Source organism: Pantoea dispersa (genome assembly GCF_035783935.1).
Taxonomy (GTDB): Bacteria; Pseudomonadota; Gammaproteobacteria; order Enterobacterales; family Enterobacteriaceae; genus Pantoea; species Pantoea dispersa_C.
Genome location: NZ_JALKOV010000002.1, coordinates 102,277 through 120,904, shown reverse-complemented (window position 1 = coordinate 120,904; position 18,628 = coordinate 102,277). Strand labels below are relative to the sequence as shown.

At 56.8% G+C, this 18,628-nt stretch carries 21 protein-coding genes; 13 read left to right on the top strand and 8 right to left on the bottom strand.

The annotated features are described in order from the left end of the window. Window positions 1-16: 16 nt before the first annotated feature. From MXF20_RS05385 to MXF20_RS05365, 5 genes are read left to right on the top strand one after another with little or no spacing between them, the layout of a single operon-like run. Entirely contained in the window at window positions 17-949 is a 933-nt protein-coding gene (locus MXF20_RS05385; RefSeq protein ID WP_325968064.1) for an ABC transporter substrate-binding protein, read from the top strand. Between the two features lie 9 nt (window positions 950-958). After that, window positions 959-1,471, top strand: coding sequence for a GNAT family N-acetyltransferase (locus MXF20_RS05380; protein ID WP_325968063.1), 513 nt, complete (start codon window positions 959-961; stop codon window positions 1,469-1,471). Window positions 1,472-1,482: 11 nt separating this feature from the next. Further along, window positions 1,483-2,409 carry an amino acid ABC transporter permease gene (locus MXF20_RS05375; RefSeq protein ID WP_021509060.1) on the top strand — a complete coding sequence of 309 codons (927 nt, stop codon included), beginning with the start codon at window positions 1,483-1,485 and terminating at the stop codon, window positions 2,407-2,409. Next, entirely contained in the window at window positions 2,393-3,187 is a 795-nt protein-coding gene (locus MXF20_RS05370) for an amino acid ABC transporter ATP-binding protein (protein WP_021509061.1), read from the top strand. Before MXF20_RS05375 ends, MXF20_RS05370 begins: the two co-directional genes overlap by 17 nt. Further along, the gene (locus MXF20_RS05365) at window positions 3,187-4,098 is read left to right on the top strand and encodes an ABC transporter substrate-binding protein (RefSeq protein ID WP_325968061.1); all 912 of its coding nucleotides are present in this window, start codon (window positions 3,187-3,189) and stop codon (window positions 4,096-4,098) included. The genes MXF20_RS05370 and MXF20_RS05365 overlap by 1 nt, the downstream gene beginning before the upstream one ends. 120 nt (window positions 4,099-4,218) lie before the next feature. Here MXF20_RS05365 and MXF20_RS05360 read toward each other — a convergent pair whose 3' ends face one another. After that, window positions 4,219-5,577 (bottom strand): EAL domain-containing protein, encoded by a 1,359-nt coding sequence (locus MXF20_RS05360; protein WP_325968060.1) that lies wholly within the window; start codon window positions 5,575-5,577, stop codon window positions 4,219-4,221. Window positions 5,578-5,950: 373 nt separating this feature from the next. On the opposite strand from MXF20_RS05360, the gene MXF20_RS05355 reads away from it, so the two are divergent. The 4 genes from MXF20_RS05355 to MXF20_RS05340 all read left to right on the top strand — a co-directional run bounded on the left by MXF20_RS05355 (window position 5,951) and on the right by MXF20_RS05340 (window position 10,113). Beyond that, complete coding sequence (locus MXF20_RS05355) at window positions 5,951-6,511, top strand: non-canonical purine NTP pyrophosphatase (RefSeq protein ID WP_010618047.1); 561 nt, start codon at window positions 5,951-5,953, stop codon at window positions 6,509-6,511. After that, window positions 6,508-7,302, top strand: a complete 795-nt coding sequence (locus MXF20_RS05350) for an SIR2 family protein (protein ID WP_010618046.1) — start codon at window positions 6,508-6,510, stop codon at window positions 7,300-7,302. Before MXF20_RS05355 ends, MXF20_RS05350 begins: the two co-directional genes overlap by 4 nt. Window positions 7,303-7,379: 77 nt before the next feature. After that, on the top strand, window positions 7,380-7,709 hold the full coding sequence (locus MXF20_RS05345) for a YebG family protein (protein ID WP_325968059.1): 330 nt from the start codon (window positions 7,380-7,382) through the stop codon (window positions 7,707-7,709). 463 nt (window positions 7,710-8,172) lie between these two features. After that, entirely contained in the window at window positions 8,173-10,113 is a 1,941-nt protein-coding gene (locus MXF20_RS05340; RefSeq protein ID WP_325968057.1) for a methyl-accepting chemotaxis protein, read from the top strand. An 89-nt stretch (window positions 10,114-10,202) separates the two neighbouring features. On the opposite strand, the gene cybB is transcribed toward MXF20_RS05340, so the two are convergent. Next, window positions 10,203-10,739 carry a cytochrome b561 gene (gene cybB, locus MXF20_RS05335; RefSeq protein WP_325968056.1) on the bottom strand — a complete coding sequence of 179 codons (537 nt, stop codon included), beginning with the start codon at window positions 10,737-10,739 and terminating at the stop codon, window positions 10,203-10,205. 87 nt (window positions 10,740-10,826) lie between these two features. Then, window positions 10,827-11,315: a MarR family transcriptional regulator gene (locus MXF20_RS05330; RefSeq protein ID WP_325968054.1), complete on the bottom strand. Its 489-nt coding sequence runs from the start codon at window positions 11,313-11,315 to the stop codon at window positions 10,827-10,829. Between the two features lie 111 nt (window positions 11,316-11,426). On the opposite strand from MXF20_RS05330, the gene MXF20_RS05325 reads away from it, so the two are divergent. Next, window positions 11,427-12,575 (top strand): MFS transporter, encoded by a 1,149-nt coding sequence (locus MXF20_RS05325; protein ID WP_325968051.1) that lies wholly within the window; start codon window positions 11,427-11,429, stop codon window positions 12,573-12,575. Between the two features lie 83 nt (window positions 12,576-12,658). Then, on the top strand, window positions 12,659-13,087 hold the full coding sequence (locus MXF20_RS05320; RefSeq protein ID WP_325968050.1) for an NUDIX hydrolase: 429 nt from the start codon (window positions 12,659-12,661) through the stop codon (window positions 13,085-13,087). Here the strand turns inward: MXF20_RS05320 and MXF20_RS05315 are convergent. After that, window positions 13,084-13,830 carry an SDR family oxidoreductase gene (locus MXF20_RS05315; RefSeq protein WP_325968047.1) on the bottom strand — a complete coding sequence of 249 codons (747 nt, stop codon included), beginning with the start codon at window positions 13,828-13,830 and terminating at the stop codon, window positions 13,084-13,086. The genes MXF20_RS05320 and MXF20_RS05315 overlap by 4 nt on opposite strands. 104 nt (window positions 13,831-13,934) lie before the next feature. Between MXF20_RS05315 and MXF20_RS05310 the strand changes: the two genes are divergently transcribed. Further along, entirely contained in the window at window positions 13,935-14,867 is a 933-nt protein-coding gene (locus tag MXF20_RS05310; protein ID WP_325968464.1) for an AraC family transcriptional regulator, read from the top strand. Here MXF20_RS05310 and MXF20_RS05305 read toward each other — a convergent pair whose 3' ends face one another. The 4 genes from MXF20_RS05305 to MXF20_RS05290 all read right to left on the bottom strand — a co-directional run bounded on the left by MXF20_RS05305 (window position 14,868) and on the right by MXF20_RS05290 (window position 16,635). After that, the gene (locus tag MXF20_RS05305; RefSeq protein ID WP_325968046.1) at window positions 14,868-15,245 is read right to left on the bottom strand and encodes a RidA family protein; all 378 of its coding nucleotides are present in this window, start codon (window positions 15,243-15,245) and stop codon (window positions 14,868-14,870) included. A gap of 10 nt (window positions 15,246-15,255) precedes the next feature. Continuing rightward, on the bottom strand, window positions 15,256-15,537 hold the full coding sequence (locus MXF20_RS05300; RefSeq protein ID WP_325968044.1) for a GNAT family N-acetyltransferase: 282 nt from the start codon (window positions 15,535-15,537) through the stop codon (window positions 15,256-15,258). Continuing rightward, window positions 15,538-15,720, bottom strand: a complete 183-nt coding sequence (locus tag MXF20_RS05295) for a hypothetical protein (RefSeq protein ID WP_325968042.1) — start codon at window positions 15,718-15,720, stop codon at window positions 15,538-15,540. A gap of 114 nt (window positions 15,721-15,834) precedes the next feature. Further along, a complete protein-coding gene (locus MXF20_RS05290; protein WP_325968041.1) occupies window positions 15,835-16,635 on the bottom strand; it encodes an SGNH/GDSL hydrolase family protein in 801 nt (266 codons plus the stop codon). 570 nt (window positions 16,636-17,205) lie between these two features. On the opposite strand from MXF20_RS05290, the gene MXF20_RS05285 reads away from it, so the two are divergent. Further along, complete coding sequence (locus MXF20_RS05285) at window positions 17,206-18,333, top strand: acyltransferase family protein (protein ID WP_325968039.1); 1,128 nt, start codon at window positions 17,206-17,208, stop codon at window positions 18,331-18,333. Window positions 18,334-18,628 lie beyond the last annotated feature (295 nt).

Here is an 18,628-nt window from a genome sequence, read left to right as displayed (position 1 = left end):
GATGAGAAAACACGCTATGCAGAAAAAATCCCTGATTGCGCTGCTGTTACTCGGCCTGAGCAGTGCGGCACTGGCCGAGGATGTTGCCGTTAATGGTCAGCAGGTGAGCCTTGCCGCCAATAAAACGCCGATCAACACGCCAGAGAATCCTGCCGCCGTGGCGCAAATTCCGGCCGGCCACAAATTTGCCGTGCCGGGATCGTTCACCGTGGCGGTGGCAGCGCTCAACTCGCCGCCGCTCACGGTATTCAGCGACGACAATAAAACGCTGCTGGGCAGTGAGGTGGATATCGCGCGTCTGGTGGCCGACAGCCTCGGGCTGAAGCTCAACATCGTGCCCACCTCTTGGGAGGACTGGCCGCTTGGCGTGGCCTCGGGCAAATATGACGCGGCGATCACCAACGTGACGGTGACCAAAGATCGTAAACAGCGTTTTGATTTTGCCACCTACCGCAAAGATTCGCTGGGCTTCTATGTGAAAACCAGCAGCCCGATCACCTCGCTGAGCAAGGCAGCAGATATCGCCGGCCTGCGCATCATCGTCGGCTCTGGCACCAATCAGGAGGCGATTCTGCTGGCCTGGGATAAAGAGAATCAGGCTCAGGGACTGAAGCCTTTCACACCGGTTTATACCAAAGATGACGCTGCGCAGACGCTGGCGCTACAGGCCGGGCGCGCCGACGCCTACTTCGGCCCTAACGTGATTGGCGCGTGGAAAGCGGCGCTGACCAAAAAGACCCGGCTGGTGGGCAGCGTGGACGGCGGCTGGCCGAAGGCGGCGCATATCGCGGTGACGGTGAAGAAAGACAACGGGCTGGTGCAGCCAATCAACACCGCGCTCAACGGCGTGATCAAAAACGGTGACTACGACAAGGTGCTGAACCGCTGGGGTGAAGGCGTGGAGCGTCTGGATCGTTCCGAGATCAATCCGCCCGGACTGGGCGATTAAGGAGGCGGCATGAGCCAGCAATTTTTCCGCGAAGTGTCACCGGACGCGCCGGCGCTGCAGCCGATTCTTGACGGTCTGTTTGGTGAATATGCAGCACGCTACGGCGATTTCTTCAGAAAGCACAATGAAGTTGAGCTGACCGAGTGGTATCTGCCGCCGCGCGGGCTGTTCATCGTGCTGGAGCGCGACGGTGAGATCATCGCCATGGGTGCCTACAAACCCTGGGACGCCACCACCGCCGAGCTGAAGCGCATCTGGACGCGGCGTGACCTGCGCCGTCAGGGACTGGCACTGCTGATCCTGCAGGAGCTGGAGCGCCGGGCGCTGCGCGCAGGCTATCAGCGCGTGTTTCTCACCACCGGTTTCCGTCAGCCGGAAGCAGTACAGCTGTATATCGGCCACGGCTATCAGCCGCAGTTTGAGCTGCGCGACGATATGGAGATTTACGGCCAGCCGCCGCACGATGGCCGGCTGCGTTTTCTCAAAGTGATTGATGTGCACAACGTGGCGCAGGCCAGCTAAGGAGAGCCACCATGAGCAAGCAACAACCCTTAACCGTGGTGCCGGCACGCTATCCGGCGCGTACCGTCGGTGCCATCATCGCGCTGTTTATCCTTGCGGCGGTAATCGATTCCGTGGCCTTTAATCCGCGCTGGGAGTGGAGCGTGTTTGCCCGCTGGTTTTTCGATCCGGTGATCCTTAATGGCCTGGGACAAACGCTGCTGCTGACGCTGTGCGGCACGCTGCTGAGCCTGATATTCGGCGGCCTGCTGGCCCTGGCGCGGCTCTCGTCATCGTGGCTGCTGAGCACGCTGGCGTTTGGCTATATCTGGCTGTTTCGCTCGCTGCCGCTGATTGTGGTGCTGATCATTCTGTATAACTTCTCGTACCTGTACGACACGCTGTCGTTCGGTATTCCGTTCACCGCCCTGTCGTGGGGGCACTTCCAGACCATCAACGTGCTCGGCCAGTTCCCGGCGGCGGTGATTGGCCTGACGCTGGTGCAGAGCGCGTATAGCGCGGAGATTATTCGCGGCGGGTTTCTCGGCGTCGATCACGGTCAGTTTGAAGCCGCTTCGGCGCTGGGATTATCGTCGTCGCGTCGCACCTTTCGCATCATTCTGCCGCAGGCGCTGCGCGCGATTATTCCCACCACCTTTAATGAGATCATCAGCCTCGCCAAGGGCACCTCAATGGTGTATGTGCTGGCGATGCCCGAACTGTTTTACACCATCCAGATGATCTACAACCGCACCCAGCAGGTGATCCCGCTGCTGATGGTCGGAGCCGCCTGGTATCTGATCATCACCACCGTGCTGTCGCTGCTGCAGCACAGCGTCGAGCGCTGGCTGGCACGCAGCGTCACGCGTGAACCTCAACCTTCGCGCTGGCGCCAGTGGCGCAATCGCAGCGTGAACCCTGCCGTCAACGAGGAGCTGTCTCATGTCCGAAGCCATTGATTACCGCTATCTGCATACCACCGGCGCCATCAGTATTACCGGCGTCAGCAAGACGTTTGGCCGGCATAAAGCGCTGGATGAGGTGTCGCTTGAGCTGGCTCCCGGTTCGGTGACGGTGATCCTCGGGCCGTCCGGTTCTGGCAAATCGACGCTGCTGCGCACCATCAACCATCTGGAGCGCGTGGATGAAGGCTTTATTCAGATCGATGGTGATTACATCGGCTACCAGCGGCGCGGCGATAAACTCTATGAGCTGAAAGAGAAGGCGATTTTGCGGCAGCGCATCAACGTTGGCTATGTGTTCCAGAACTTCAATCTGTTTCCGCACCTGACGGTGCTGGAAAATCTGATTGAAGCGCCGATTGCCCATCGTCAGCTGTCGCGCCGGGCAGCCATCGATCGCGCCGGTGAGCTGCTGGATGTGGTCGGCCTGCGGCACAAAGCCGATGCCTGGCCGCGGCATCTCTCTGGCGGCCAGCAGCAGCGCATTGCGATTGCGCGCGCGCTGATGCTTAACCCGCGCGTGATGCTGTTTGATGAGCCGACTTCAGCGCTTGACCCGGAACTGGTGGGCGAAGTGCTGGATGTGATTAAAAAGCTGGCGCGATCCGGCACCACGCTGGTGATTGTCACGCACGAGATCGGTTTTGCGCGCGAAGTGGCGGATAACGTGGTGTTTATGGTTGACGGGCGCGTGGTTGAGCAGGGCAGCAGCCAGCAGGTGCTGAATCAGCCGCGTCATGAACGCACCAAACGTTTCCTCGCGCGGGTGCTGTAATGAAGCCGGTGATGATAGTCGCGCTGACGGGGGCGGTGCTGGCGGCACCCGCGACAGGTGCGCAACAGCTGGACGCCAGTCATAACGAAACGTCGATTACCATGGCAGCCAATCCGCAGGCGATCGCGAAGATCCCCGCCGGATTTCATTTTGTTCACCCCGGCTATTTGACCGTCGCCACCTCAGCCAATAATTCACCGCCGATTGGCCTCTGGGCGTCCGACAATAAAACGCTGATTGGCAGCGACCCGGACATTGCGCGCCTGCTGGCTGACAGCCTTGGTCTGAAACTCAGGCTGGTGCCGGCAGCGTGGGAGGACTGGCCGCTGGGCATCACGGCGGGGCGCTATGATGTGGCGATGTTTAATATCGCGGTGACCGAGGAGCGCAAGCAGAAGTTTGATTTCGCCACCTATCGCGCAGATAACCACGCCTTCGCGGTGAAAGCAGATAGTAAGATCAGCGCGATTCGTCGCCGGGAGGACGTGGCCGGCAAACGGATTATTGTGGGTTCCGGCACCAATCAGGAGCGAATATTACTGAGCTGGGATGCGAAGAATCGGGCGCAGGGCCTGGCCCCGGTGCAGCCGATTTATCTCAACGATGATGCTTCCGCCACGCTGGCGCTGCTCTCTGGCCGGGCTGATGCGTCATTTGGCCCGCAGGCTATGGCCGCGTGGAAAGTGGCTTCGCGCGGGCAAACCAAAATTGTCGGACATGGGCCGTTTCGCGCCTGGGTAGCGGTCACCACGAAGAAGGGCAATGGTCTGGACGTCGCGCTGCAGCAGGCGATCAACGGCGCTATCGCTGGCGGCCAGTATCGCCAGGTGCTGGCAAGATGGGGCGAAGAGGGCGAGGCGGTGGAGATTTCGCAGGTTAATCCGCCGGGGATTGTTTATCAGGAGAATTAGGGCGGGGTGATCGGGCGCGCGCGATGTGGTCACCATAAATGGTGACCCTACAGGCCGCGCGCGCTTTTCGTAGGGTGCGCATTGATGCGCACCGGTTTAAAAAATGAATGCTCGCCCGGTTTATCCTGCCTTTTTAATCCACTGCAACGCCTCGGCGGCGGGCAGCGGGCGGGCAAAATGGTAGCCCTGGAATAAATGGCAGCCCTTATTGCGCAGGTGCTCAAAATACTCCTCGCTCTCGATCCCTTCCGCCAGCACGTTCAGCCCCATCGCGCGCGACAGCTCAATGGTCTTTTGCACCACAATCGCCGCCGATTCGTTTTCAAAAATGTGCATGATCAGGGATTTATCAATCTTAATATCATCAATAGCGAAATCGCTCAGCGACTTTAGCGAAGAGTAACCAACGCCGAAATCGTCGATCGCCCACTTAATGCCTAACCGGCTGAAGTGGCTGATGACATTGCCAATGCGTTGCTGATCGTAAATAAAGGTGGTCTCGGTGATTTCAAACTTCAGCCGTTCGGGACGAATTTTATAGTGGGATAGCGTTAGCAGCGTGTCATGAGTAAAGTCGCGGTGCATCAACTGCAGCGGACTGATATTGATGGAAAACACCAGCGGGGGCAGCCGCAGCACGCGATCCCACTCGACGATTTGCTGCAGCATGCGCTCCAGCACCCACTTACCAATATCAATGATCAGCCCGCTTTTTTCCGCCACCGGGATAAACACCTCCGGCGAGATAAAACCTTTCTCCGGATGCTTCCAGCGCAGCAGCGCTTCAAAACCAATGAGGTTTTTCTCGCTGTCGACCTGCGGCTGATAATAGAGCTCCAGCTGCTGCCGCTCGATGGCAGACGCGAGTTCACGTTTGATGAGGTCGGTAGCGGAATAATTACCGCCGTAGGTAAACACGGTCAGGAGCAGCGCCGTGACCGGCACCAGACAATTGAAAACGGTAAAAACGGCTTCCTGCGGAATATTCAGTTGAAAGTGGTTATTTTCCCAGATCAAACCGGTGGTGACAAAAAACAGGTAACACACAAGGCACAGCAGCGGAAATATTTTACTCAGATAAAAGGATTGCTGGCGCAACACCAGCGCTGAACCGATGATTAAGGCCACCAGGTAGTTATATTCTGAACGCTTGCCGGCAGCATGGTGATTATCCACCAGCAGCAATAACACAATGGTGAACAATAGCGCGTGGGTAATGATCGCCAGGTGCCGCTCCAGCCGGTCGCTGAAGGCGCCGATGATGATGTAGCCTCCCAGCGCTATGCTGGCGATATACAGACAGCCAATGTCATGATGACCGTGACTAAAATTCAGCGTTGCCATAAAGATACCAGCCACGATACTGGCGACGCCGGCGATCAGCAGCGTCAGGCGGAGCTTTTTTTCCGGGCTATCACCCTGCAGAATGAAGGGCAGATTACTGATGCGCGACCAGGCTGAACTCAACAAAGGGTTCATAAACGGTTCCGGTTTTTATTGTCATGACGAATGGCGATGTAACGCAGCATAATATATTTAAGCGAGACGACTGTCATAATTGTTTTTTCAGCGTCCCGGCACTTTCGCGCAGATTTTTATATTTGACATAAGCAGCGACAAATAGCGTTATTAACGGTTCAGGCGCGATATTCAGCGCAAAAACGCGGACAGCGATGTGCTATTTCTGCGCTTGCGCTTAAATAACCGGCGGGATTGTTCCTCGCCAGTGACGTCGCCGCAGAGTAGAATGACCACGCGGCGCGGCAACAGCGTGCCGGACAATAACAGCCGGAACCGCAGCCGGATACGCGTCACCAGGTTGGATCAACCCACTTTCAACATACTGATTGCAATGAAAATTCGTTTCTTATCTGCCAATGAACTCAAGCTGGCCGAGGTGCGCACTATCCTTGAGCCGGTGGGTGTCGAAGTAGTGCCCATTGCGCGCCGTATCGAAGAAATTCAGACCGAAAATGAGGTCGAGCTGGTTCGTGACAAACTGACTAAAGCCTTTTCAATCATTGGCCGCCCGCTGTTTGTCGAGCATACCGGTCTGTATCTGGATGGACTGAACGGCCTGCCCGCCGGTCTGACGCGCATCTTCTGGAGCCGGCTCAACGCCGAACGCTTTACCAAACTGGTGAACGGTCTGGACAGCCCGGGCGTGACCGCCAAAACCGTGCTTGGCTACTGTGACGGGCGCAAAATGTACCAGTTTGAAGGCCAGCTGCGCGGCACCATTGCACGGGAGCCAGCCGGGCCGCGCGAGTTTCAGTGGGACTGCGTGTTTATTCCGGAGGGACACACGCAAACTTTCGCTGAAATGGGCGAATTGAAAAATGAAATCTCGATGCGCCGGCTGGCGCTGGATCGTTTTGCCACCTTTCTGAAAACGTCGCGGGGACTGGCATGAAACCGGAACTTAAACGCGCCTACGATGCCGGCAAACTGATTCTGTTCGCTGGTGCAGGTATTTCCCGCAATCTCGGGCTGCCAGAGTGGCACGAGCTGATTGCGCACCTGGCTAATGAGCTGGGCTACGATCCAAAAATCTTCAATACCTACGGCACCCATTTGTCGCTGGCGGAGTATTACAAACAGCGCAAAGGCTCGCTCGGCCCGCTGCGTAGCTGGATGGATCGCGAATGGCACCGTCCGGACATCGACGTGCGCAGCTCGGAAATCCACACCATGATTACCCAGGGCAATTTCTCGCGCATCTACACCACCAATTACGATCGCTGGCTGGAGATGGCGCATGAAGCGCACAATGTGCCGTACAGCAAAGTGGCGAACGCTGCCGATCTGGTGTCGCTGACCGAAGATAAGCGCCATATCATTAAACTTCACGGCGACTTTGACGATGATACCTCCATCGTGCTGGACGAAAGCAGCTACTTTGAGCGGCTCTATTTTGACTCACCGCTGGATATCAAACTGACGCACGACGTGATGGGCAACTCGGTGCTGTTCGTCGGCTACAGCATCAGCGATTTTAACATCCGCCTGCTGTTTTATCGTCTGACCAAAATGTGGGGCCGCACCGGGCTGGCGACCGCCCGGCCTAAATCCTACCTGTTCACCAACCGCAACAATCCGGTGGCGAAAGAGGTGCTGGGGCAGTGGGGCATTGAGATGATCGTGTCTGAAGAGGACGATCCGCGCAAAGCGCTGGCGACGTTTCTGGAAGAGCTGCTGGCTTAAGCGGGCAGCAGAAAACAGTTGGCTAAAAAAAGCCGAATGAAATATACTGTATATAAACACAGTAAATGAGGTGCATCATGGCAGTCGAAACCAAATATGTTGTGGTCAGAAAGGGTGAAGAGAAAATGACGTTTGCCAATAAAAAAGACGCAGATGCATGGGACAAAATGCTCGATATGGCCGACGCGTTCACTGACTGGCTACAGCAACATCAGCCAGCGATGGATGAGGCACAGGCGGAAGCGCTGGGTATGCTGCTGGCTGAACAGAAAGACGCGGTGCAACACATTCTGCGTACCAGTAAACTGCCGGACGCGGTGAAAGACAGTGGCGAAACCGCTGCTGACGACAGCGACGCGGCTGCGCCGGAAAAAGAGAAGAAAGTGCGTGCGGTAAAAGCCGCCTGAATAGCAGCACGTTCGCTTTACGCTGCGGTTGCATCCGGGCCAGCCTCTGTGCTGGCCTGGGAAGCGTGCAAAAGATTAATGCGTGAAAAGAGAGAAGGTGCCTGAGTAGTAACTGACCATCCACGCCACATATACCAGCCAGACCACCATTAACCCTGCCAGACTCAATTTTCCTGCCATATTGCATTCCTCTTGTTATGCGGCGCGTTGCGCCCGTACGCAATAACCTGACAGCACAACGAAGTGGCGATCTTGCGCCAGATCAAATTCCCTCTTTTTTACTGCATCGTCTTAGCGTTTTTAATGGCTGCTCAACGCAGCAGCAGCCGTTGATGGTTTTCTGATCGGACCTGCCAGGCCATCAAGTTCCCGGGTTGTGCGCCGATAGAGTGATTACAGGGATGCAGGTGCACAGGGCGTGATTCTTTTTAAGTAATAAAGTGTCAACACCAGGAGCGCCGACATGGCCACAACCGTATCTGATAAGAAAAAAATGAGCACCCGCACGCAAATGCTGCTGACGGGCGCCTTAACCATCACGCTTGGCTTCGCCGTGACTATCGGTGTGCTGAGCTGGCAGTCCAGCGATGAGCAGAAATCGCTGGCGGAAAGTTATTTACAACAAATCGCACAGAGTCAGGCGCTGCAAATTCAGCAGGAGCTGAGCTACGCCCGCGATGTGGCGCACAACCTCGGTCACAGCCTGATTGCCCTGCCGGCCGCCGGCGTACAGGATCGTAAAGTGGCGGATAAGCTGCTGATCTCGGCGCTGCGCGATAATCCGGACTATCTCTCCATTTCAGTCATTTTCGAAGAAAATGCGTTTGACGGTCGCGATGCGGAGTTTGCATCTCAGCCTGGCGCGGCCCCTAAAGGGCGTTACGCCTATTTCGTCGATCGTGACCAGAGCGGCAACTTTGCGCTGCATCCGCTGACCTCCATCTTCACGCCGGGCCAGGGCGATTACTATCTGCTGCCGCAGAAAAGCCAGAAAGATACGCTGATTGAACCCTACAGCTATGCCTACAACGGCGTGCCAACGCTGCTGACATCCGTCGCCGCGCCTATTACCAGCCAGGGCAAACTGTGGGGCGTGGTGACGTCTGATATTTCCCTGGCGTCGCTGCAGGACAAAGTGAACCGCATCAAACCGTGGGAAGGCAGCGGTTACGCCATGCTGCTCTCCAGCGCGGGCAATGTGGTGTCTTATCCGGATAAAAGCCAGACCAGCAAAGCCTGGAAAGGTGACACGCATAATTTCAGCAGCGCGGTAACCGAACAGCATGACGCCATCCTCGGCGAAGACGCACTGGTGGCCTGGCAGCCGGTGGTCATTGGTAACAGCGACCAGAAATGGTATCTCGGCGTGGTGGCACCGGTGAGCAAGGTGATGGAAGCGGCGCACCGTCAGCTGATTAACGCGGTAATTTTAATGGTGATCAGCATCCTGGTGGTGTGCGCACTGCTTGGTCTGGTGTTCAGTCGCAAAGTGCTGAAGCCAATTGGCGGAGAGCCGCTGGAGGCCGCCACCATTGCGCTGGCGGTGGCGGATGGCAAGCTGGATAATGCCATCCCGCTGAAAGCGCGTGACAGCAGCAGTCTGTTCTTCGCGCTGCACACCATGCAAAACCAGCTGCGCGAAATTGTCGGGCAGATTCAGGATGCCAGCGCGTCAGTGCGTCAGGGCGCGGGTGAAATTGCCAGCGGCAACCTCAATCTCGCGTCGCGCACCGAAGAGCAGGCGGCCGCACTGGAGCAAACCGCCGCCAGCATGGAACAAATTACCGCGACGGTGAAACACAACGCCGCCAACGCGCATCAGGCGACAACGCTAACCGAGAACGCCACGCACATCGCCAGCCGCGGTGAGTCGCTGGTGGGCGAAGTGGTGCAGACCATGGCGCAAATCGATGACAGCGCGAAGAAAATCGGCGACATCACCGCCATCATCAATAGCATTGCCTTCCAGACCAATATTCTGGCACTCAACGCCGCGGTGGAAGCGGCGCGCGCCGGGGAACAGGGGCGCGGTTTTGCCGTGGTGGCGTCGGAAGTGCGCAATCTGGCACAGCGCAGCGCCAATGCGGTGAAAGAGATCGCCGCGCTGATTGAGGAGTCCGGGCAGCGCGTCGGCAGCGGTGTGCAGCTGGTACAGGATGCCGGCAAAACCATGCAGGAGATGACGCAGGCGGTGAACTCGGTGCGCACCATCATCGGCGAGATTGTTACCGCGTCAGATGAGCAGGCACGCGGTATCAGTCAGATAACGATTGCGGTGAACGAAATGGATGGCACCACGCAGCAGAACGCCGCGCTGGTGCAGCAGATGTCGGCCGCCGCCAGCTCACTGGAGGATCAGGCCGCACAGCTGGCGCATACCGTGGGACGTTTTCACCTCAGCTGAAGTCGGTGGCAGGTCGCGGGTACGCGGCGTAAACCCGACTTTCATCGAGACGGTCGCCATGCGGGCGACCGTCTTACCTTTTTATCCCATCAGTTTCGCCGTGACGGCATCATGCGCAGCAACGTATTGTCTTTTAACACATAATGATGCACCAGCGCCGCTGCCGCGTGCAGGCCAATCAGCCAGTAGCCGTAAGGCGCAAGCGTTTCGTGCCAGTCGCTCAGCATGTCGGCAAAGTCCGGATCCGGACTGGCGCTGACCGGCATCGGAATCGCGAAAATCCACCAGTTACGGCCCATGTAGAAGCGCGACAGAATGCCGAGAATCGGCAGCACAATAAAGAACAGATAAATCGCCAGGTGCGTCAGGTGCGCCAGCCCGGTTTGCCAGTGTGGCGGCTGGGGTTCAATTTTCGGGCTGCGATGGCGAAAACGCAGCAAGATGCGCGACAGCATCAGCAACAGCACACAGCTGCCGGCGCTGAAATGGCCGACAATCATGGTATAGCCTTGCCAGGATCCGCGCGTGAATAAGCCGCGAAACTCCATGGTGCAGTAAGCGGTGGCCACCAGCACCAGCGTCAGCCAGTGAATAAAGATTTGCGCAGGGGCATATTTGTTACGCATAGCCAGTCCGGAAAAATACGATGTGGGATGCTTAACATAGCGAAAAACGCGCTGAATTAATTCATTTTTTGCCACATGCCGTCCGGCTTATTGTTCGCTTGCCTGCAATAGCTGTCGCAGCAACGCGGCAAGCTGCTGCTGCTGGTGCTCGTCCAGCGTGGCCAGCAGCCTATTCTGCGTTTGCGTATGCACCCGCAGCGCCTGCTCAATTTTCGCCAGCCCGGCCGGTGTCAGGGTCACCAGCATACTGCGCTTGTCGCCGGCATCGACCACGCGCGCAATCAGGCCGGCGTCTTCCAGCCGGTTGAGCCGGTTGGTCATGGCGCCAGAAGTGACCAGCAGCGATTTGTACAGCTGCGTCGGCGACAGCCGGTAAGGCGCGCCGGCACGCCGCAGCGTAGCCAGCACATCGAATTCGCCGTCGCGAAAACCAAACGGCGCCAGCGCCTCGGCGCGGATTTTTGTCAGATGCTTCATCAGGCGTAGCATGCGGCCAAAAACTGCCATCGAAGATGCATCCAGTTCCGGCATCGCGCTGGCCCATTGCGCAACGACAAAATCTACGTGATCGGTCATGTCAAATTCCCATCGAAAATGCGGCGGCAATGTGTTGCTTTGTGCGCACCCGCTATCGCTCCGCAGCAAAGTATCTTAACGTTAAGATACTTTTTTATGTGGAGACAGAATGTGAACCGTACCTTACCTGCTATTGGCCTGTTTGCTTTACTGGTTTTTTTGGTGGCGCTGAATTTACGTCCGGTGATGGCGGCTATCGGTCCGCTTTCTCAGCAGTTGCAGCACGCAGCCCGGCTCAGTGCGACGCAGCTTAGCCTGCTGACAACGCTGCCGGTGATGATGATGGGACTAGCAGCGCTGGCCGGACCGCTGCTGCTGCGCACGCTGGGTGAACCACGCGGCATTGCCGCTGGCCTGATACTGCTGGTGATCGCCTGCGGTGCGCGTGGCATCAATAACAGCGCCGTGATGTTGATCGCCAGCGCGCTGCTGGCCGGTTGCGGCATTGGGCTAATCCAGGCACTGATGCCTTCGCTGATCAAACGTCACTTCGCATCGCACGCCGGTACGCTAATGGCGCTATTTTCAACCGGCATCATGGCCGGTGCCGCGCTTGCCGCCGCCAGCGCCGCGCCGCTGGCCAGCCATAGCGGACTTTCGATCGCTCTGATGTTGCCGTCACTGCTGGCGCTGATCGCATTGATACTGTGGCTGCGCCTGCGACCCATTGCCCGTAACGTAAACCCCTCACCGGTCGCCGGCACGCGCCGGACGCGTCGCGCCTGGCTGTTGATGCTGTTTTTTGGTATCGGTACCGGCGCGTACACGCTGGTGCTGGCATGGCTGCCGCCGTTTTACATGCAGCACGGCTGGCTGGCGGCGCAAAGTGGTTACGTGCTGGGTGCGTTAACGCTGACTGAGGTCGCCGCCGGGTTTATTCTCTCCGCGCTGATTCATCGCAGTCGCGACCGGCGCCTGCCGCTGCTGGCCGTGCTGACGCTGATCCTGCTGGGATTGATCGCGCTGTTATTACTGGGTGGCGATCGCGCCTGGCTGCCGACGCTGCTGCTGGGGCTGGGCATCGGTGCGCTGTTTCCGCTGTCGCTGATCGTCACGCTGGATCATGCCCGCACGCCGGAAGAGGCCGCTGCGCTGCTGTCGTTCGTGCAGGGCGGTGGCTATTTGCTGGCCGCGCTGATGCCGCTGATAGCCGGCATCGTCCGCGACCGTGCGGCGTCGCTCGACAGCGCGTGGCAGATCATGGCGGTTGGGGTGCTGCTGCTGATGCTGATGGCGCTGCGACTCAAACCCCAGCGGTAACGGCAGGAACCCCTTGTCAGAGCACAGGCACTGTTTTATAAACCGCTGCAGAGCGCATGATAATCGGTAAATCAGGAGAAGCTATGTCCCCGCAGGTCGGAGTTGGCGTGTTAATTTTTCGCGATGGCAAGCTGCTGCTGGGACGGCGCAAAGGCAGCCACGGCGACGGTGACTGGTCGGCGCCGGGCGGCCATCTGGAGTTCGGTGAGTCGCCGGAAGCCTGCGCGCGACGGGAGGTGCTGGAGGAGACCGGTTTACAGCTGAATAGCGTACATAACGGCGCCTTCGTCAGCGATGTGTTTCCGGCGGTCAACCGGCACTATATTACGCTGCTGATGGTGGCGCCGGATGCCAGCGGCGAGCCGCAGTTGCGGGAACCGGATAAGTGCGCAGGCTGGCACTGGTTCGCGCCCGAAGCGCTGCCTGAACCGTTGTTTGCGCCGCTGCAAAGCTGGCTGGCGCGCGACGGTCTGGCGGCACTGCAGGCGCTGGCCGAGGTCAAACCGCGTTAACCGGCTTGCTGCATCGCGGCTTCCGCATCTTCTCCCGCCGGAATGCGCATCGGTGCGGCGGGATCGGTCGCGGCACGCCACACCGCAGCGGCCACGTCCTGCGCTTTGGTGGTGGGCTGGGGCTGCTGCATGCCGGCGATGATGCCATCAAACATCGGCTGGTAAGGCTCGAGCAAGGTGTTTTCCATGCGCGGCCGGGCGTTTTTGCCGAAGTCGGTGGTGGGCGCCAGTCCCGGCAATACCAGTTTTACCTGAACATTAAAGGGTTGCAGTTCCAGCGCCAGCGACTCGGTAAAGGCGTTGACGGCCGCTTTACTGCCGGTATAAACCGCCAGCAGCGGCAGGGATTTGAGCGTCACCGTCGATGTCACATTGATCACCATGCCGCTGTTTTTCGCACGGAACTCCGGGATCACCGCCTGCGTCATGGCGATGGTGCCCAGCGTGTTGGTTTCGAACACCTCCCGCACCGAGGACATCGGCGCGCCTTCCAGCGAAGTTAATAATCCGATACCGGCATTGTTGACCAGCACATCAATCTCTCCCGCTGCAGCCAGCGTTTGCCGGATGCTGGTGGCATCGGTGACATCCAGCGGTAGCAGGCGCAGATCAGGCGATTCGGGAAACAGTTCGGCGCGCGGGGTGCGCATGGTGGCGATGACTTTCCAGCCGCGCGCCAGAAACCAGAGCGCGGTAGCATGACCAAAACCAGAAGAGCAGCCGGTGATTAAAATGGTTTTCATTGTTCACTCCTGCATTGCGTTACGTTGGGTATAAGCACACTATAAAGTGCCACGACCGGACTCACTACAACGTACAGTCCTGGTTTCATTCGCAGGAGTCCATGATGATCGATCCGCTCGCCGAAATGGTGTCACTGTTACAGCCCGAAGCGGCTTATTCCAAACGCGCGCGTGCCAATGGATTGTGGCGCGTGCAACGCAGCGAGACCGGTCAGCCTTTCTACTGCGTGGTGCTGGAAGGGCGCAGCCGGCTGGAGATAAAAGGCCATTCGCCGATTACCCTGATGCAGGGAGATTTTGTGCTGATTCCGGCTGCGTGGGAATTTTGCATGACCAGCGAACAACCACCGGCCTTAGATGCGCCTGATTCAATTCCGGAGATGCTTGCGCCGGGAGAGGTGTGGCTTGGCGATCGGCAGCAACCAGCCGAGGTACACACGCTGATTGGTTACTGTCAGTTTGCCGCACCCGATGCAGGATTGATTGTCTCGCTACTGCCACAGTTTATTCATGTGCGTGGCGCATCGCGTCTGACCACGCTGGTCCAGCTGGTCCGCGATGAGTGTCGCGCGCAACGTCCGGCGCGGCAGATCGTGCTGGCGCGCTTGCTGGAGTTACTGCTGATCGAGGCACTGCGGGCAGTGCCAGAGGCTAATGCATCGCCCGGCGTGATGCGCGGACTGGCCGATGAACGGCTGGCGGGCGTGATTCGTGCCATCCACGCCAGGCCTGCCCATAGCTGGACGGTGCCGCAGCTGGCGAAACACGCCGCGCTATCGCGCTCGGCATTTTTCGTGCGTTTTCGTGATGCGGTGGGCGTCGCACCAATGGCCTACCTGCTGACGTGGCGCATGGCGCTGGCAAAAAATCTGCTGCGCGCCAGCCGCTTGTCAGTGGCGGACGTGGCTGAACGTGTTGGTTATCGCTCCGCCAGTGCCTTCAGCATCGCTTTTACCCGTTTCACCGGCCAGACGCCGAGCGGCTTTGCTGGCGCGGAACGGGAAAGCAGCCCGGCCGGCGCTGCTCCAGTCATTTAATCAGCCCTGGAGTGCGATAATTGCCTCAATCTCGATTTTCAGATCGGGACAAAACAGCTGGCTAATCTGCACCAGCGAACTGGCGGGCAGGTGTTCGCCATAATGCCGGTAAAGCACCTCGCGCAATGGATTTATCTCATTGAATGAGGTGACAAAAATTGTCACTTTTATCAGGTTTTTCAGTGATGTGTTTTCCTGCGCAGCCAGTGTATGTAGCTGCTGAAAAATCACCTCTGCCTGCGCGGCAATATCCGCCTGCTGCGCCGTTGTTGCGAAGGCAGTCAGACCCGAAACGTAAAGCGTGTCGCCATGCTTTACGGCGTGCACGTAAGGGGCTTTGACTTCGCCCAGTTCCGGATAATTTTTACGTACCAGCATTTTCTTCTCCTTAAAAGACCTTGAGCCGCATGACGCTAACCTGTTCTGCCGATACGATGCGTTGCTCGACCTCTTGCCAGCCATAACGGCGGTATAAAGCCTGCTGATCGGGCGTATAAAGCCATAACGCTGCCATATCGCGCTGGCGCGCTTCTGCAATTAATCGCTGTACCAGAGCAGAGGCCACGCCTTTACCCCGATGCGCAGCCGCAGTAAGCACTTCGCCCATCCAGAACTGGCGTTCACTGATGTCATCAAGTTCATAAAGGATGGTGCTGGCAGTGGCGAGCACTTAGCCATCCGCGTTTGATGCCACCAGCGTAAACGTTCTGGCATCCTGCGCGTTGCGCATCAGCAGGCGTTTATGAATGGCGCTCCGGTCGCGCCAGTGGGGGAATTCGGACCACTCCTGATGCAGCATGGCTGATACCGTATCGAGCAACTGCGGACACTGACCCAGCAAACTAATATTCATCGTTATCCCTCCGTGAGAACCCGAGGGATAACACAGCGTAGTGCGAAAGACTACCGTTAATATGCCGTTGCACTATCGCGTTAGCTCGTCTTCACCGGTCAGCCAGGGACCGGCTTAGCGTTTCGCTACCTGCTCGCCATCCGGGTTTTTGCCATGTCCGGCAGCCGCCAGCTCGGTATTAAAGTGGGAGACCAGCACCGAAAACGTTTCCTCTGCTTTCATGCGGTACAGCTGTTCAGAGGGATGAATGCAATCGGGTGACATCAGCGACTGCCAGTCTTTCATCTGCAGAATGCGCTGATACTGGCGCGCCAGTGGGACCGATTCTGCCTGTGCCAGCGCATCCAGTTTGGTGACATACGGCGCAACGTGCCATTTTTCTGCGCGACCACAAATTGGGTGCGGCTCCTGTAATATCACCTGCTTACCTTCTTCACGCGCGATGGTAATCAGCTGGGTCATCACCTGAGTATATTTATCCGGGCTAACCTGGTAATCCTTTTCTATATCGCGGAAATGGAAATGACGTGCATCGTTGGTGGCAAAATTCAGCAGAATGATTTTCGCCGGCGATTTTTTCATCTCTTCGCGCCAGCTTTTATTATTTTTATAGAAATATTTGCCATTTAACAGATCCATCGCCTGTGAGGAGGACGCGCCTTTATTGACCACGCGAATCCCGTCGCCATACTTCTCCTGTAACCACTGGTTAATCAGAGCAATCTCATTGTCTTTAATATAGATTGCACGCAGTTTGCCATTTTCCCGCACTGCCATTGCGCCACGCGTACTGGAACCACCGTAGGCTTCAATAATAAAGTTATTATCGGGCTTGCCGCTTTCGGCAAATGCGGTGTTGAACAGGGTTGCCGTTGTAATCAGCAAAGTGACGATGCCAGAAAGCGCTCGTTGCATGACAAATATCCGCCTTTTGATACTCAAGGTTACATGGAGAATCGACTGTTTACCGTAAGCGGATAACCTTAACAGGCGCGATTGCGGGTCAACAATCCGAAAGCGCCGTTGTGCAGTGAAAATTAGGTCAACTCTGAGAAAAACTACGCGACGCCGATAAAAGGCCTTGCGAAACAATTGCCTGTCACTGAGCCACTTCCGGCAGCGTCGCGCGGACCAGATAATCCCGTATTTCCGCCTGAGGTAAACATCATGCTGGCTACACTGCCTGGCGCTTAATGATAAGTGACTCTGCGCACCTCGGACCGCCCGGGCGACCCGGTAATTGCCTGTTAAACAGCCGATTTTCACCCAGCATGCTGAAATTCGCCATGATTAAGGTGTATGTGGCACCAACATTTTCCATCAGATCATTCTGGCTTAAGCTTTATCGCCCCTGCACGGTTACAATCTTTACACTATGGCGAAATTCCTAATCGTTTCTAAACGTAATGTATACAGATTAATCCGGTGTTAGCATTCTGACTGAATCATTATCATCGCGTTACAACTCATGTCAGGATGTGCAATGTGAAAACAGAATCCTTTTTATCCAGCCGGAATATCGGCCTGGATCTGCTGCGTGCCGGATTAATTCTGGAAGGGGTGTTATTACACGCTTCACGGAGTTTGCCGGGAGAGAATAGCTGGTATTATATCGCGCAGCGCGATCCGTCAGAGATATTTACGGCGCTGCTGAGCATGGTGCATACCTTCAGGATGGAAGTGTTCTTCTTTCTTTCAGGCATGTTTTCGGCGCTGATTATTTTACGTAAAGGGCAGAAGTTCTTTACTGATAATCGACGCAAGCGCGTGCTCATTCCGCTGATATCCGCCTATCTGTTTATCCCGCCGCTGATGTATTTTATTAACGGGCAGATGAACGATATGCCGCTGACGCTCAGCGGCTGGCTGAATAGCTATACCATGATGCATCACCTGTGGTTCCTCGTGTCGCTGTCGGTGATGTCGCTGGTGGTGCCGGGCGCGTTTTATCACTGGAGCGCCCGTCAGCTGGGGAAAATGTCATTGCCGATGCTGATCGCCACGCTGGTGATCCTGGGTAACGCCTGCTTCGTGCTGAAGTTCCTGGTGAAGGGCCGCGGCGAGTTTGTTGAGCTGATCCCGATCACGGCGCGCTTCCTCGTTTACTATACCGCCGGTTTTGCGTTGTATATCAACCGTGAAAAAATTGCCCAGTATGCTAATAGCAAGCTGATGAATGGCTGGCTGGTGGCTGCGCTGGTACTGGCGGTGTGGGCAGGCTGTTATTACGTTGCGCACAACCACATCACTGGCGTGATGAAATATGTGCCGGTGCTGATGGGCAGTGTACTGTCAGTGATGCTGTCCTACTGGCTGGTATTCAGTTTTGAACGTATCAAAGTCAAAGAGAATCGCATTCTGACGACAATCGTCGATTCTGCGCTGATCATCTATCTGTTGCACTACCCGGTAGTGGTCAGTTTCTCCTGGCTGCTGGATGTCTGGCTGCCGGATAATTTGTCCGTGCTGTACGTGCTGCTCGATTTTGCCATTGGCATTGCGCTAAGCGCGTTGTGTTACGCCATCGTCAAGCGTTCGCGCTTCGCCTCATTCATGTTTGGCCTCAAGCCAAAAGATAAGAAGGTCGCGGTGCCGGTCGAAGCACGACTGTAACTTCTGTTCCGCCCGGCAGGTAATCGCTTGTCGGGTGGTAATTATCCCCCTCTTTTTTCTGCCTGAACGCCTTTTTTCAGATCCACGTCATTATTTAACGCCGCTGGCGTAATTCCTAAAGCCTTTCGCCGTCATCACAATTCCTTAAGTCAAACTGGACGTTTTGACAGTCGCGCGGTAATACTCATTTCAACGGCTTTCCAGCTGTAAGCTATTACGACAATATATTTCGCTTCGCTATTTCTCCGCACTGCGCATTCGCAGTGCGGCATTTGTCTTTTCTCTGGTGAGGAAA